Here is a 13,525-nt window from a genome sequence, read left to right on the forward strand (position 1 = left end):
AGGGGGAGCGTATGTCTCGCAGGCATCCCATCATCTCGATCACCGGCTCATCCGGCGCCGGCACCACCTCGGTGAAGAAGACGTTCGAGAACATCTTCCGCCGCGAGAACGTGGTCGCGGCCTATGTCGAAGGTGACGCGTTTCACCGCTACGACCGCGCCGAGATGCGCAGCATGATGGTGGAGAAGGCGGAACGCGGCAACAAGCACTTCAGCCATTTCAGCCCCGAGACCAATCTGTTCGAGGAGCTGGAGAAGCTGTTCAGCGACTATGCCGAGACCGGCACCGGAACGACGCGGCACTATGTGCACGACGAAGAGGAATCGCGGCTCTACGGCGCCAAGCCCGGCACCTTCACCGCCTGGGAAGCGCTGCCGGAGAATTCGGACCTCTTGTTCTATGAGGGCCTGCATGGCGCCGTCGTCACCGACAAGGTGAATGTCGCGCAGCATGCCGACCTCAAGATCGGGGTCGTGCCGGTGATCAATCTCGAATGGATCCAGAAGCTGCATCGCGACCGCAGCCACCGCGGCTACTCGACCGAGGCGGTGACCGATACCATCCTGCGCCGCATGCCGGACTACGTGAACTACATCTGCCCGCAATTCACCGAGACCGACATCAACTTCCAGCGCGTGCCGACGGTCGATACCTCGAACCCGTTCATCGCGCGCTGGATCCCGACCCCTGATGAATCGATGGTCGTGATCCGGCTGAAGAACCCGCGCGGCATCGATTTTCCCTACCTGCTCTCGATGATCCCGCACAGCTTCATGTCGCGCGCAAACTCGATCGTGGTGCACGGCGCCAAGCTCGATCTCGCGATGCAACTGATCCTGACCCCGCTGATCCTGCAATTGATCGAACGAAAGAGGCGAACGATATGACCGCACTTGCGTCCGTTGCCAGCCGCCCCGACATCAGCCACGACGAGATGGCCAACGCCATCCGCTTCCTCGCCGTCGACGCCGTGGAGCAGGCGAAGTCCGGTCATCCCGGCATGCCGATGGGCATGGCCGATGTCGCGACCGTGCTGTTCACCGATTTCCTGAAGTTCGATCCGGCCGATCCGGCCTGGCCCGACCGCGACCGCTTCGTGCTGTCGGCCGGGCACGGCTCGATGCTGCTCTATGCGCTGCTTTACCTCACCGGCTACGAGAACATGACGCTCGATCAGCTGAAAGCGTTCCGGCAATGGGGATCGCAGACCCCGGGGCACCCGGAGTATGGCCATACTCCTGGTGTCGAGACCACGACCGGGCCGCTGGGGCAGGGCATTGCGACTGCGGTCGGCATGGCGCTCGCCGAGCGCCTGATGAACGCCCGCTTCGGCGACGACTTGGTCGACCACTATACCTATGTGATCGCCGGCGACGGCTGCCTGATGGAAGGCCTGAGCCATGAGGCGATCTCGCTGGCCGGCCATTTGCGGCTCAATCGCCTGATCGTGCTGTTCGACGACAACCAGATCTCGATCGACGGCGCGACCTCGCTGTCCTGCTCGGACGATCAGGCGGCACGGTTTGCGGCCAGCGGCTGGAACGTCTGCCGCATCGACGGCCACGATTCGCAGGCGATCACCGCTGCGATCAGGCAGGCGCGCACGAGCGATCGGCCGTCGCTGATCGCCTGCCGCACCGTGATCGGGTTTGGTGCGCCGAACCGGCAGGGCAGCGAGAAGGTGCATGGCGCACCGCTCGGCACCGACGAGGTGGCGAAGACCCGCAGCGCGCTGCGCTGGCCGTATCCCGCATTCGAGATCCCCGATGTGGTGCTGGCCGAGTGGCGCGAGCTCGGCGGCCGCGGCCGCGATGCACGGCGCGCCTGGATCGAGCGCTCGCGTGCCGCCTGCAAGGCCGAGAAGGGCCAACGGTCGCCGTTCCACGATGCGCTGAACCGGAAACTGCCCTGCGCCTATACCAAGGCGATGGCAGCGCTCGTCGAGCGCTTTGCAACCGAACGGCCGAAGCTCGCGACGCGGCAGGCCTCGCAGCAGGTCATCGACGTGATCGCGGAAGCCTTGCCGAACCTGCTCGGCGGCTCGGCCGACCTCACGCACTCCAACCTGACGCAGGCGAAGTCGCAGGTTCCGGTGCGGCCGGACACGCTCGACGGCAGCTACATCCACTATGGCATCCGCGAGCACGGCATGGCCGCAGCGATGAACGGCATCGCGCTGCATGGCGGGTTCATTCCCTATGGCGGCACTTTCCTGAGCTTCGCCGATTACAGCCGGCCTGCGATCCGCCTCGCGGCTTTGATGGGGATCCGCGTCATCCATGTCATGACCCATGACTCGATCGGGCTTGGCGAGGACGGGCCGACGCATCAGCCGGTCGAGCATCTGGCGGCGCTGCGGGCGATCCCGAACCTGCTGGTGTTCCGTCCAGCCGACGCGGTCGAAACAGCGGAGGCCTGGGACTGCGCGCTCAACGCAGAGACCTCGCCGTCGATCCTCTGCCTGTCGCGGCAGGCGCTGCCGACGGTTCGCGATGGCGGCAGGGACAACCAGGTCGCGCTCGGCGCTTACATTCTCGTCGAGCCGGCTTTCGCGCGTGACGTCACCCTGATTGCAACGGGTTCAGAGGTGTCGATCGCGCTCGAAGCCGCAAAGCTGCTGGCGGAAGCAGGGGTACAGGCCGCGGTCGTCTCGGCCCCGTGCTTCGACCTGTTCCGCCAGCAGCCGAGCGACTATCGCACCAAGGTACTGGGCACCGCGCCGCGCGTCGGCGTGGAAGCCGCCGTCGAGGGCGACTGGGCGCGCTGGCTCGGCGACGACGGAGCCTTCGTCGGCATGACCGGCTTCGGCGCGTCCGCACCGGCCGATGTGCTGTACCGCGAATTCGGCATCACGCCTGCGGCGGTCGCCGCAACCGCAAAACAGCTCATCCAACGAGCGAGTTGAAAGGAGGACGCCACGATGGCGCGGATCACACTGAGGCAATTGCTCGACCACGCCGCCGAGCGCGGCTACGGCGTGCCGGCCTTCAACATCAACAATATGGAGCAGGGTCTCGCCATCATGGAGGCGGCTGCCGCCTGTGACGCGCCGGTCATCATCCAGGCCTCGCGCGGTGCGCGGTCCTACGCCAACGACATCATGCTGGCGAAGATGATCGATGCGCTGGAGGAGATGTATCCGCAGATCCCGCTCTGCCTGCATCTCGACCACGGCAACGAGGAGGCGACCTGCGCCACCGCGATCCGCTACGGCTTCACCTCCGTGATGATGGACGGCTCGCTCAAGGCCGACGCCAAGACCGCGGCCGATTATGACTACAATGTCGATATCACCCGCCGGGTCGTCGACATGGCGCACTGGGTCGGCGCGTCGGTCGAAGGCGAGCTCGGCGTGCTCGGCTCGCTCGAGCACGGCGGCGGCGAGCAGGAGGACGGTCACGGGGTCGAAGGCAAGATCAGCCACGATCAGCTGCTCACCGATCCCGACCAGGCGGTCGATTTCGTCCGCGCCACCAAGGTCGATGCGCTCGCGATCGCGATGGGTACCTCGCACGGCGCCTACAAGTTCACGCGCAAGCCCGACGGCGAGATCCTGGCGATGCGCGTGGTCGAGGAGATCCACACGCGGCTGCCCAACACGCATCTGGTGATGCACGGCTCGTCCTCGGTGCCGCAGGCGCTGCAGGACGTGTTCAACCAGTTCGGCGGCGAGATGCCGCAGACCTGGGGCGTGCCGGTCGAGGAGATCGTGCGCGGCATCAAGCACGGCGTGCGCAAGGTCAACATCGACACCGATTGCCGGCTGGCGATGGCCGCGGCCTTCCGCAAGGTCGCCGTGCAGTCGAAGAGCGAGTTCGATCCGCGCAAGTTCCTCAAGCCTGCGATGGATGCGCTGCGCGAGCTCTGCCGCGACCGCTTCGAGCAGTTCGGCACGGCCGGCAATGCCGCCCGGATCAAGGTGGTTGGCCTACCGGAGATGGCCCGACGCTACCGCGCCGGCGCGCTCGATCCGCAGATTGGAAAAATGACCCAGGCCGCCTGAGCAAATGGCGACGAAACACAGGAGATTGAGATGAACATGCAGCAGTCGATCACCGTGCGCGGCAAGGATCGCTACAAGTCCGGCGTGATGGAATACAAGCGGATGGGCTATTGGGAGCCGAACTACGAGCCCAAGGACACCGACGTCATCGCGCTATTCCGCGTCACGCCGCAGGACGGCGTCGATCCGACCGAAGCTTGCGCTGCGGTGGCCGGCGAATCCTCGACCGCGACCTGGACCGTGGTGTGGACCGACCGGCTGACGGCGGCGGAGAAGTACCGGGCGAAGTGCTATCGCGTCGATCCGGTGCCGAACTCGCCGGGCAGCTATTTCGCCTATATCGCCTACGACCTCGATCTGTTCGAGCCGGGCTCGATCTCGAACCTGACCGCGTCGATCATCGGCAATGTGTTCGGCTTCAAGCCGCTCAAGGCGCTGCGGCTCGAGGACATGCGGCTGCCGACCGCCTATGTGAAGACCTTCCAGGGCCCGGCGACCGGCATCGTGGTCGAGCGCGAGCGGCTCGACAAGTTCGGCCGTCCCTTGCTCGGCGCCACCGTGAAGCCGAAGCTCGGCCTGTCCGGCCGCAACTACGGCCGTGTCGTCTACGAGGCGCTGAAGGGCGGGCTCGACTTCACCAAGGACGACGAGAACATCAACTCGCAGCCCTTCATGCATTGGCGCGAGCGCTTCCTGTACTGCATGGAGGCGGTCAACCGCGCGCAGGCCGCGACCGGCGAGATCAAGGGCACGTACCTCAACGTCACCGCGGCGACCATGGAGGACATGTACGAGCGCGCCGAGTTCGCCCACGAGCTCGGCTCCAACATCGTCATGATCGACCTCGTGATCGGCTACACCGCGATCCAGTCGATGGCGAAGTGGGCGCGCAGGAACAACATGATCCTGCATCTGCATCGCGCCGGTCACTCGACCTACACGCGGCAGCGCAGCCACGGCGTCTCGTTCCGCGTGATCGCGAAATGGATGCGGCTCGCTGGCGTCGATCACATCCATGCCGGGACTGTTGTCGGCAAGCTCGAAGGCGACCCGAACACCACGCGCGGCTACTACGACATCTGCCGCGAGGACTTCAATCCGATGCAGCTCGAGCACGGCGTGTTCTTCGACCAGAACTGGGCGAGTCTCAACAAGCTGATGCCAGTGGCCTCCGGCGGCATTCATGCCGGCCAGATGCACCAGCTGCTCGACCTGCTCGGCGAGGACGTCGTGCTGCAGTTCGGCGGCGGCACCATCGGCCATCCGCGCGGCATCCAGGCCGGCGCAACCGCCAACCGCGTCGCGCTGGAAGCCATGATCCTCGCCCGCAACGAGGGCCGCGACTACGTCCATGAAGGGCCGGAGATCCTGGCCAAGGCGGCGCAGACCTGCACGCCGCTGCGCGAGGCGCTCGATGTCTGGAAGGACGTCACCTTCAACTACGAGTCGACGGATGCCCCCGATTTCGTTCCCACGCCGAGCATGGCGGTCTGACAGGAGTTTCTCATGCGCGTGACCCAAGGCTGCTTCTCATTCCTGCCCGATCTCACTGACGAGCAGATCGCTGCGCAGGTGCAATACTGCCTCGACAAGGGTTGGGCGGTGAACATCGAGTTCACCGACGACCCGCATCCCCGCAACACCTATTGGGACATGTGGGGCCTGCCGATGTTCGACCTGCGCGACGCAGCCGGCATCATGAAGGAGCTCGCCGACTGCCGGCGGGTCTATGGCGACCGCTACATCCGGATCTCCGGCTTCGATTCTGGCCATGGCTGGGAGTCGGTGCGGCTGTCCTTCATCGTCAACCGGCCGCGCGAGGAGCCCGGCTTCCGGCTCGATCGTCAGGAGGCCGCCGGTCGTAACCTGCATTACTCGACGCATTCTTATGCGGCGGGCCGCCCCGAGGGCGAACGCTACGCCGATCAGTGACCGCGTCCGGTTGGCAAGCCAGGCGGGTTGCTCCCTCGACCGTCTGGTCCGGATGCACTTCTCCGTCGTCGCCGCAGCGGCGACGGAGCTTTTCTTGAAACGAGAGGATGATGACCCAAGTACAGGAACAGATCCGCGAGACGCCGCCCGAGACCATCGACCTCCGGCATGAATTCGCCGACCTCGGCATCGGTGACGTGCTCGACCAGCTCGATTCCGAATTGATCGGCCTGAAGCCGGTGAAGACCCGCATCCGCGAGATCGCGTCACTGCTGCTGGTCGAGCGCATCAGGCAGAAGATGGCGCTGGCAACGACATTTCCGACGCTGCACATGTCGTTCACCGGCAATCCCGGCACCGGCAAGACCACGGTCGCGCTGCGGATGGCCGGCATCCTGCACAAGCTCGGCTTCGTCCGCCGCGGCCACGTCATCAGCGTCACGCGCGATGATCTTGTCGGGCAATATATCGGCCACACCGCGCCGAAGACGAAAGAGATCTTGAAGAAGGCGATGGGCGGCGTGTTGTTCATCGACGAGGCCTATTACCTGTACCGGCCTGAAAACGAGCGCGACTACGGTCAGGAGGCGATCGAGATCCTGCTGCAGATCATGGAAGCGCAGCGCGAGGACCTGGTGGTGATCCTGGCCGGCTATGGCGACCGCATGGAAAAATTCTTCCAGAGCAATCCGGGGTTCCGGTCGCGCATCGCGCATCATATCGACTTCCCGGATTATTCGGACGGCGAGCTGCTGTGGATCGCCGAGCTGATGTTGCAGCAGCAGAATTATCGTTTCTCTCCGGAGGCACGCGAGGCTTTCACCCAGTACATCGGCATCCGCAAGGAGCAGCCGCTGTTCTCCAATGCGCGCTCGATCCGCAATGCGCTCGACCGTATCCGGCTGCGCCAGGCCAACCGGATCGTGGCGAAGCTCGACCGCACGCTCACGGCAGATGACGTGATGTCGATCGAGGCCGGCGACGTGCTGGCGAGCCGCGTGTTCACCAAAGGGATCGGCGCGGCGGGCGAGGGGCGATGAACCAGGCGCTCGCGGCGATCCGGACCGCCGGGATGCGCGACATCATCGCGGGGGCGCGCGCCTTGATCTTCGATGTCGACGGCACGCTCGCCGAAACCGAGGAGGTGCACCGCCGTGCTTTCAACGAGGCGTTCGCCGAAGCCGGCCTCGACTGGTTCTGGGACCAGGTCACCTACGGTCGGCTGCTTCGAGTCGCCGGCGGCAAGGAGCGTATCCGCGCCTTCGACGAGCGCAACGCGGTGCCTATGCTGACATTCGCTGAGATCGCCGACCTGCACCGGATCAAGACCGCGCGCTACGCGGCGCTGATCGCGGCAGGCGGCTGCCCGTTGCGGCCGGGTGTGCGGGCCTGGCTCGCCGGCGCACGCCGCCGCGGCCAGCGGCTGGCGATCGCCACCACGACCTCGCACGGCAATATCGAGGCGCTGCTGTCGGTTACGCTGGGGCAGGACTGGGCCGATCTGTTCGAGGCCATCGTCGCCGGCGACGACGTGCCGCGGAAGAAGCCGGCCCCGGACGTCTATATCGAGGTCCTGGCGCGGCTCGGGCTCGGGCCGGCGGATTGCATCGCGGTCGAGGATTCCGGCAATGGCCTGGCCGCCGCGGCGCGGGCCGGCATCCCTGCGGTCATCACCCGGAGCACCTATTTCGGCGACGATGATTTCTCCGAGGCGCTCCTTGTCGTCGATGATCTCTCCGAGATTGACGGCTAGGCCCGCCTGCCGTGTAGCGGGGAGGCCGCTCCGAATATTTTATTCTGATGACTAAATAAATTGGTCTTGCATCCATAGCATAGTAGGGGCACCTTCAGCCAGAAGCTGTGCCGAACCGTCAGAAAGTCTGCCGGTCGGTGACGAGCGCCAACAATTTTGGGAGCTTACGCCTGATGATCCTTGATGAGCCAAGTCAATTTATTCGGTTGGTGAAATAAATTGTGCTTGCGTCCGTGAGACAAGTAGGGGCACCATCCACCAAAGGTTGCCAGAAGCAGTACCAAGCCACCAGAGGACGTTCTGGGGGACGTTGGCGCGTGCCGGCAATTCGGGGAGACAGCGCCTCATGATCCTTCACGTCATTCGGACGGCTCGTTCGTCCCACCGCATGACTTGCGGATGACCTCATCATAGCGGGATCGATATGGTTGATCGTGCGAAGTGAGCATGGCGCCGTTGACAGGCATAACCGACATTCCGCGATTTCGGCTCGTGACGGTCCCAGCGCCGACCGACATCGCCGTAGATCTGTGACCAACCAATGATAGCCGTCGATTGACGCTGTCCAAGACAACGATACCCAACTCAAAAAGCCAAGGGAGTGACGCATGTTCAGATTGAAGGTCTCGTTGATCGCACTGGCGCTGGCAGGTCTCACCGCGGCCGCACCGGAGGCGCTCGCCCAGAGCAAGCCGACCATCGGCATCGCGATGCCGACCAAATCCTCGGCGCGCTGGATCGACGACGGCAACAACATGGTCAAGGTGCTGAAGGAGCGCGGCTACGGCACCGACCTGCAATATGCCGACGACGACATCCCGAACCAACTCTCCCAGGTCGAGAACATGGTGACCAAGGGCTCCAAGGTGCTGGTCATCGCGGCGATCGACGGCACCACGCTATCCGACGCGCTGAAGCAGGCCAAGGCGCAGGGCATCACGGTCATCGCCTATGACCGTCTGATCCGGGATACACCGAATGTCGACTACTACGCGACCTTCGACAATTTCCAGGTCGGTGTTCTGCAGGCGAACTCGATTGTGAATGCGCTCGGCCTGAAGGACGGCAAGGGGCCTTTCAACATCGAGCTGTTCGGCGGCTCGCCCGACGACAACAACGCCTATTTCTTCTACGACGGCGCGATGTCGGTGCTGAAGCCGTACATCGACAGCGGCAAGCTGGTGGTCGCCAGCGGCCAGATGGGCATGGACAAGGTCGCGACCTTGCGCTGGGACGGCGCCACCGCGCAGGCGCGGATGGACAATCTGCTCAGCGCCTTCTACGGCAAGAAGCGGGTCGATGCGGTGCTGTCGCCCTATGACGGCCTGTCGATCGGCATCATCTCCTCCCTGAAGGGGGTCGGCTACGGCAGCAAGGACCAGCCGATGCCCTATATCAGCGGTCAGGATGCCGAGGTGCCGTCGATCAAGGCCATGCTGCGCGGCGAGCAATACTCGACCATCTTCAAGGACACCCGCGATCTCGCCAAGGTCACTGCCGACATGGTCGACGCCGTGCTGAGCAAGAAGGAGGTCAGTGTCAACGACACCAAGACCTACAACAACGGGGTCAAGGTGGTTCCGTCCTATCTGCTCAAGCCGGTCGTGGTGGACAAGACCAATTGGGAGAAAGTCCTGATTGACAGCGGCTACTATAAGCGCTCGCAATTCGACTAAGGCGGGTGAGCCGGACGCACCCCGCCAAGGCCGATCGACGCTGCGAGACATGATCCGATGACGGCGATGCTTGAGATGCGTGACGTCAGCAAGAGCTTTGCCGGCGTGCAGGCATTGCGTGACGTCAACTTCACCGTGGAAGCCGGCCAGATCCATGCTCTGGTCGGCGAGAACGGTGCCGGCAAGTCGACCCTGATGAAGGTGCTGAGCGGGGTTTATCCCGCCGGCAGCTATGAGGGGGCGATCCTGTTCGACGGCGAGGAACGCCGGTTTCGCGATATCAACGATTCCGAGGAATTGGGGATCATCATCATCCACCAGGAGCTGGCGCTGATCCCGCTGATGTCGATCGCCGAGAATATTTTTCTGTCGCGCGCGCCGTCGCGGTACGGCGTGATCGACCGCAATGCGGTGTACCGGCGGACGGCGGAGCTGCTGGCGCAGGTCGGCCTGCGAGAATCGCCGGACACCCTGGTCACCGATCTCGGCGTCGGCAAGCAGCAGCTGGTCGAGATCGCCAAGGCGCTGTCGAAGAAGGTGCGCCTGCTGATCCTGGACGAACCGACCGCGAGCCTCAACGAGGCCGACAGCGCCGCGCTGCTCGACCGCCTGCTGGCGTTCCGCGCGCAGGGCATCGCCTCGATCCTGATCTCGCACAAGCTGAACGAAGTCGCTCGCGTCGCCGACCGCATCACGGTGCTGCGCGACGGCCGTACCGTCGACAGCATCGATTGCCGGACCGAAGCGGTCGACGAAGACCGGATCATCCGTAGCATGGTCAACCGCGATCTCGCGCATCGCTTCCCGGAGCGCAACGTCGCGATCGGCAATCCCGTGATGACGGTCGAGAACTGGTCGGTGTATCACCCGCTGCACACCGCCCGGCAGGTGATCAAGAACGTCGACTTCAAGGTGCGGCGAGGCGAGGTGGTCGGCATCGCCGGCCTGATGGGCGCCGGCCGTACCGAATTCGCCATGAGCCTGTTCGGCAAGGCCTGGGGCTACAACATCACCGGCAAGATCCGCCTTGACGGACGCGAGGTGAGCCTCGCCGGTGTGCCGGCCGCGATCGACGCCGGGCTTGCCTATGTCACCGAGGACCGCAAGCAGCTCGGGTTGATCCTCGCCGACGACGTCCGCAAGAACGTGACGCTGGCGAGCCTTCGCCTGGTCGCCGAGCGCGGTGTGATCGACGATGTCGTCGAGCTGAAGGCCGCGAGCGATTACCGCAACCGGATGCGGATCCGCTGTTCCGACGTCTATCAGGAGGCCGGGCAGCTCTCGGGCGGCAACCAGCAGAAGGTGGTGCTGTCGAAATGGCTGATGACCGATCCGCAAGTGCTGCTGCTCGACGAGCCGACCCGCGGCATCGACGTCGGGGCCAAGTACGAGATTTACTGTATCATCAACGAGCTCGCGGAAGCCGGCAAGGGTGTCGTGGTGATCTCGTCGGAGATGCCGGAGCTGCTCGGCATCTGCGACCGGATCTGCGTCATGAATGACGGCGCCTTCGTCGGCGAGTTTGCCAAGGACGATGCGACGCAGGAGAAGATCATGCGCGCCATCATGCGCAATGTCAGGATGTCCGGGAGCGGCGCACATGACGATGCCGTGCAGGTGGCAGGAGGAGCGCAATGACCGACAAGACGGTGTCACTTCCCGAGGCCCCCAAGCACTCCGGCTTCATCAAGAACAATCTGCGCAACTACGGCATGCTGCTGTCGCTGCTCGCGATCATGCTGTTCTTCCAGATCGTGACCGACGGCACGCTGTTGCAGCCGGTCAATCTCACTAATCTCGTGCTACAAAACAGTTACATCGTGATCATGGCGCTCGGCATGTTGCTGGTGATCGTCACCGGGCATATCGACCTGTCGGTCGGCTCGGTCGCGGGATTCGTCGGCGCGGTCGCGGCGGTGCTGATGGTGACCTACCATATCGACTACCCGATCGCCTTCATCGCCTGTCTGTTGATCGGTGCCGCGATCGGCGCGGCGCAGGGCTACTGGGTCGCCTATTTCAAGATCCCATCCTTCATCGTGACTCTGGCGGGCATGCTGGTGTTCAAGGGCCTTGCGCTCGCGGTGCTGCAGGGGCGCTCGGTCGGGCCGTTTCCGCCGACCTTCCAGAAGCTGTCGTCCGGCTTCATCCCCGAGCTGTTCCCGAGCGCCGGCACGCTCTATCCGACTTCGCTCTTGATCGGCGTCGTGCTGGCGTTCGCGCTGGTGCTGGCGAGCGCCAGGGGGCGGGCGCGCGAGCAGTCGCACGGCATCGAGGTCGAGCCCTACGCGTTCTTCGTCGCCAAGAGCATCGCGCTGGCCGGCGCGGTGCTCTATTTCACCTATCTGATCGCCTCGCATCGTGGCCTGCCGAACGTGCTCGTCATCATGACGGTGCTGATCGCGGCCTATGGTTTCGTCACGCGGCGCACGGTGGTCGGCCGGCAGATCTATGCGGTGGGCGGCAATGCCAAGGCCGCGAAGTTGTCGGGCGTCAAGACCGAGCGGCTGACCTTCTTCACCTTCGTCAACATGGGCGTGCTGGCGGCGCTCGCCGGGTTGGTGTTCGCGGCGCGGCTCAATACCGCCACGCCGAAAGCCGGCCTTGGCTTCGAGCTCGACGTGATCGCCGCCTGCTTCATCGGCGGCGCCTCGGCCTATGGCGGCGTCGGTCGGGTCGGCGGCGCCGTGGTCGGCGCCATGATCATGGGCGTGATGAACAACGGCATGTCGATCCTCGGCATCGGCATCGATTACCAGCAGGTGATCAAGGGCCTCGTCCTGCTCGGTGCCGTCTGCATCGATGTCTACAACCAGCGCCGGTGATTGCCGCACGGTCATGATTTCGCGATATGACACCTGCGCAACGTAGGAGAATGCCGCGTGAAACTGTCCCATGCCGATGCGCTGACCATCGGAAATATCCTTGCTGAAGTCGGCCGCGTCGAGATCATGCCGCGGTTCCGCCGTGTCCGCGAGATCGAGGTCCGGACCAAGACGTCGGCGTTCGACGTCGTCACCGAAGCCGATGAGCTGGCGGAGCAGGCGATCTCGGCGGCGCTGCTGCGGGCGTTTCCGAATGCAGTCGTGATCGGCGAGGAAGCGACGTCGCGCGATCCGTCCGCGCTCGATCAGGTCGGAACCGCGGAGCTCGCTTTCATCATCGATCCGATCGACGGCACCCGGAATTTCACCACGAGCCTGCCGCTGTTCGGCACCATGGTGGCCGCCACGATGCGCGGCGAGATCGTGCTCGGCGCGATCCATGATCCCGTCTGCAACGACACCGCGTTCGCGCTGCGCGGCGAGGGCGCCTGGCTCGAGATGCCTGATGGCAGCCGGCATGACCTGAAGGTGGCACCGGCGGTGCCGGTCAAGCAGATGGACGCGGTGATCGGCGTCAATTTCCTGCCTGAGGCGCTGCGCCCGATCGTCGCCGGCAACCTGTCCAAGCTTGGCGTCAGCGCCTGGCTCCGATGCGCCGCGCATGAGTATCGGATGGCGGCATCCGGCCATTGCCATCTGTTGTTCTACAACAAGCTGATGCCGTGGGATCATGCCGCGGGCTGGCTGCTGCATCGCGAGGCCGGCGGCTACAGCGCGCATTTCGACGGTTCACCCTACAAGCCGGTCAATCTAACCGGCGGCCTGCTGTGCGCGCCTGACGAAGCGAGCTGGCATGCGGCACAGCAGGCGATCCTGACGCCGGCCGAGTAGCGGCGGAAATTCCGCGAGTACGATTCAATTGGCAAACCGCTTGTTCAGTGTCACCACCCACGCAACGACGGTTTCCGCGCGTCGTCCCTGCGAAAGCCAGGACCCATAACCACCGATGTGTGCGGTGAGAAAGGTCGTCGCCCCAGCGTCGTGCAACAATTGGCAACTGGGGTAATGGGTCCTGGCTTTCGCCAGGACGACGATGAGGATCGTTCCGATTCCAGCTCTCGATGTCATCACCCGCGAAGGCGGGTGATACGGTATTCCAGCGACATCCGTGCTTGAGCCGAGAGGCCGCGGCGTACTGGATCGCCCGCTCAAGCCGGGCGATGACAACGAAGTGAGCACACAGCTCTTCCCGCGCGTCTCCCTGCGAACGCAGGGACCCATACTCCGCGGCGGAGATTATGAACGGGACACGTCGTTCCATCGTCGCGCAACAATC

At 64.3% G+C, this 13,525-nt stretch carries 11 protein-coding genes; all 11 read left to right on the forward strand.

Going from position 1 to position 13,525, the window contains the following annotated elements; translation table 11 throughout:
- Positions 1-11 precede the first annotated feature (11 nt).
- The 11 genes from ALC15_RS14570 to ALC15_RS14620 all read left to right on the forward strand — a co-directional run bounded on the left by ALC15_RS14570 (position 12) and on the right by ALC15_RS14620 (position 13,080).
- On the forward strand, positions 12-887 hold the full coding sequence (locus ALC15_RS14570) for a phosphoribulokinase (RefSeq protein WP_050627820.1): 876 nt from the start codon (positions 12-14) through the stop codon (positions 885-887).
- The gene (tkt, locus tag ALC15_RS14575; RefSeq protein WP_050627821.1) at positions 884-2,905 is read left to right on the forward strand and encodes a transketolase; all 2,022 of its coding nucleotides are present in this window, start codon (positions 884-886) and stop codon (positions 2,903-2,905) included. Before ALC15_RS14570 ends, tkt begins: the two co-directional genes overlap by 4 nt.
- Before the next feature lie 15 nt (positions 2,906-2,920).
- Entirely contained in the window at positions 2,921-4,003 is a 1,083-nt protein-coding gene (gene fba / locus ALC15_RS14580) for a class II fructose-bisphosphate aldolase (RefSeq protein WP_050627822.1), read from the forward strand.
- Between the two features lie 36 nt (positions 4,004-4,039).
- Positions 4,040-5,497, forward strand: coding sequence for a form I ribulose bisphosphate carboxylase large subunit (locus tag ALC15_RS14585; protein WP_035653486.1), 1,458 nt, complete (start codon positions 4,040-4,042; stop codon positions 5,495-5,497).
- Positions 5,498-5,509: 12 nt separating this feature from the next.
- Entirely contained in the window at positions 5,510-5,935 is a 426-nt protein-coding gene (locus tag ALC15_RS14590) for a ribulose bisphosphate carboxylase small subunit (RefSeq protein ID WP_050627823.1), read from the forward strand.
- Between the two features lie 110 nt (positions 5,936-6,045).
- Positions 6,046-6,975 carry a CbbX protein gene (gene cbbX / locus ALC15_RS14595; protein ID WP_050627937.1) on the forward strand — a complete coding sequence of 310 codons (930 nt, stop codon included), beginning with the start codon at positions 6,046-6,048 and terminating at the stop codon, positions 6,973-6,975.
- Entirely contained in the window at positions 6,972-7,688 is a 717-nt protein-coding gene (locus ALC15_RS14600) for an HAD family hydrolase (protein ID WP_050627824.1), read from the forward strand. Before cbbX ends, ALC15_RS14600 begins: the two co-directional genes overlap by 4 nt.
- Positions 7,689-8,296: 608 nt before the next feature.
- Positions 8,297-9,364 carry a multiple monosaccharide ABC transporter substrate-binding protein gene (chvE, locus tag ALC15_RS14605; protein WP_050627825.1) on the forward strand — a complete coding sequence of 356 codons (1,068 nt, stop codon included), beginning with the start codon at positions 8,297-8,299 and terminating at the stop codon, positions 9,362-9,364.
- Positions 9,365-9,421: 57 nt separating this feature from the next.
- Positions 9,422-11,002, forward strand: a complete 1,581-nt coding sequence (mmsA, locus tag ALC15_RS14610) for a multiple monosaccharide ABC transporter ATP-binding protein (protein ID WP_050627826.1) — start codon at positions 9,422-9,424, stop codon at positions 11,000-11,002.
- Positions 10,999-12,189, forward strand: a complete 1,191-nt coding sequence (gene mmsB, locus ALC15_RS14615; RefSeq protein WP_050627827.1) for a multiple monosaccharide ABC transporter permease — start codon at positions 10,999-11,001, stop codon at positions 12,187-12,189. The genes mmsA and mmsB overlap by 4 nt, the downstream gene beginning before the upstream one ends.
- Positions 12,190-12,246: 57 nt before the next feature.
- Positions 12,247-13,080 (forward strand): inositol monophosphatase family protein, encoded by an 834-nt coding sequence (locus tag ALC15_RS14620; RefSeq protein ID WP_050627828.1) that lies wholly within the window; start codon positions 12,247-12,249, stop codon positions 13,078-13,080.
- The last annotated feature ends 445 nt before the right edge of the window (positions 13,081-13,525 follow it).

Origin of the sequence: Bradyrhizobium viridifuturi (assembly GCF_001238275.1) — a bacterium.
GTDB lineage: Bacteria > Pseudomonadota > Alphaproteobacteria > Rhizobiales > Xanthobacteraceae > Bradyrhizobium > Bradyrhizobium viridifuturi.

Bases quoted from the DNA above. Each gene is read 5' to 3' on its own strand.
- ALC15_RS14570 (WP_050627820.1), top strand. From the start codon at position 12: ATGTCTCGCAGGCATCCCATCATCTCGATCACCGGCTCATCCGGCGCC.
- tkt (WP_050627821.1), top strand. From the start codon at position 884: ATGACCGCACTTGCGTCCGTTGCCAGCCGCCCCGACATCAGCCACGAC.
- fba (WP_050627822.1), top strand. From the start codon at position 2,921: ATGGCGCGGATCACACTGAGGCAATTGCTCGACCACGCCGCCGAGCGC.
- ALC15_RS14585 (WP_035653486.1), top strand. From the start codon at position 4,040: ATGCAGCAGTCGATCACCGTGCGCGGCAAGGATCGCTACAAGTCCGGC.
- ALC15_RS14590 (WP_050627823.1), top strand. From the start codon at position 5,510: ATGCGCGTGACCCAAGGCTGCTTCTCATTCCTGCCCGATCTCACTGAC.
- cbbX (WP_050627937.1), top strand. From the start codon at position 6,046: ATGACCCAAGTACAGGAACAGATCCGCGAGACGCCGCCCGAGACCATC.
- ALC15_RS14600 (WP_050627824.1), top strand. From the start codon at position 6,972: ATGAACCAGGCGCTCGCGGCGATCCGGACCGCCGGGATGCGCGACATC.
- chvE (WP_050627825.1), top strand. From the start codon at position 8,297: ATGTTCAGATTGAAGGTCTCGTTGATCGCACTGGCGCTGGCAGGTCTC.
- mmsA (WP_050627826.1), top strand. From the start codon at position 9,422: ATGACGGCGATGCTTGAGATGCGTGACGTCAGCAAGAGCTTTGCCGGC.
- mmsB (WP_050627827.1), top strand. From the start codon at position 10,999: ATGACCGACAAGACGGTGTCACTTCCCGAGGCCCCCAAGCACTCCGGC.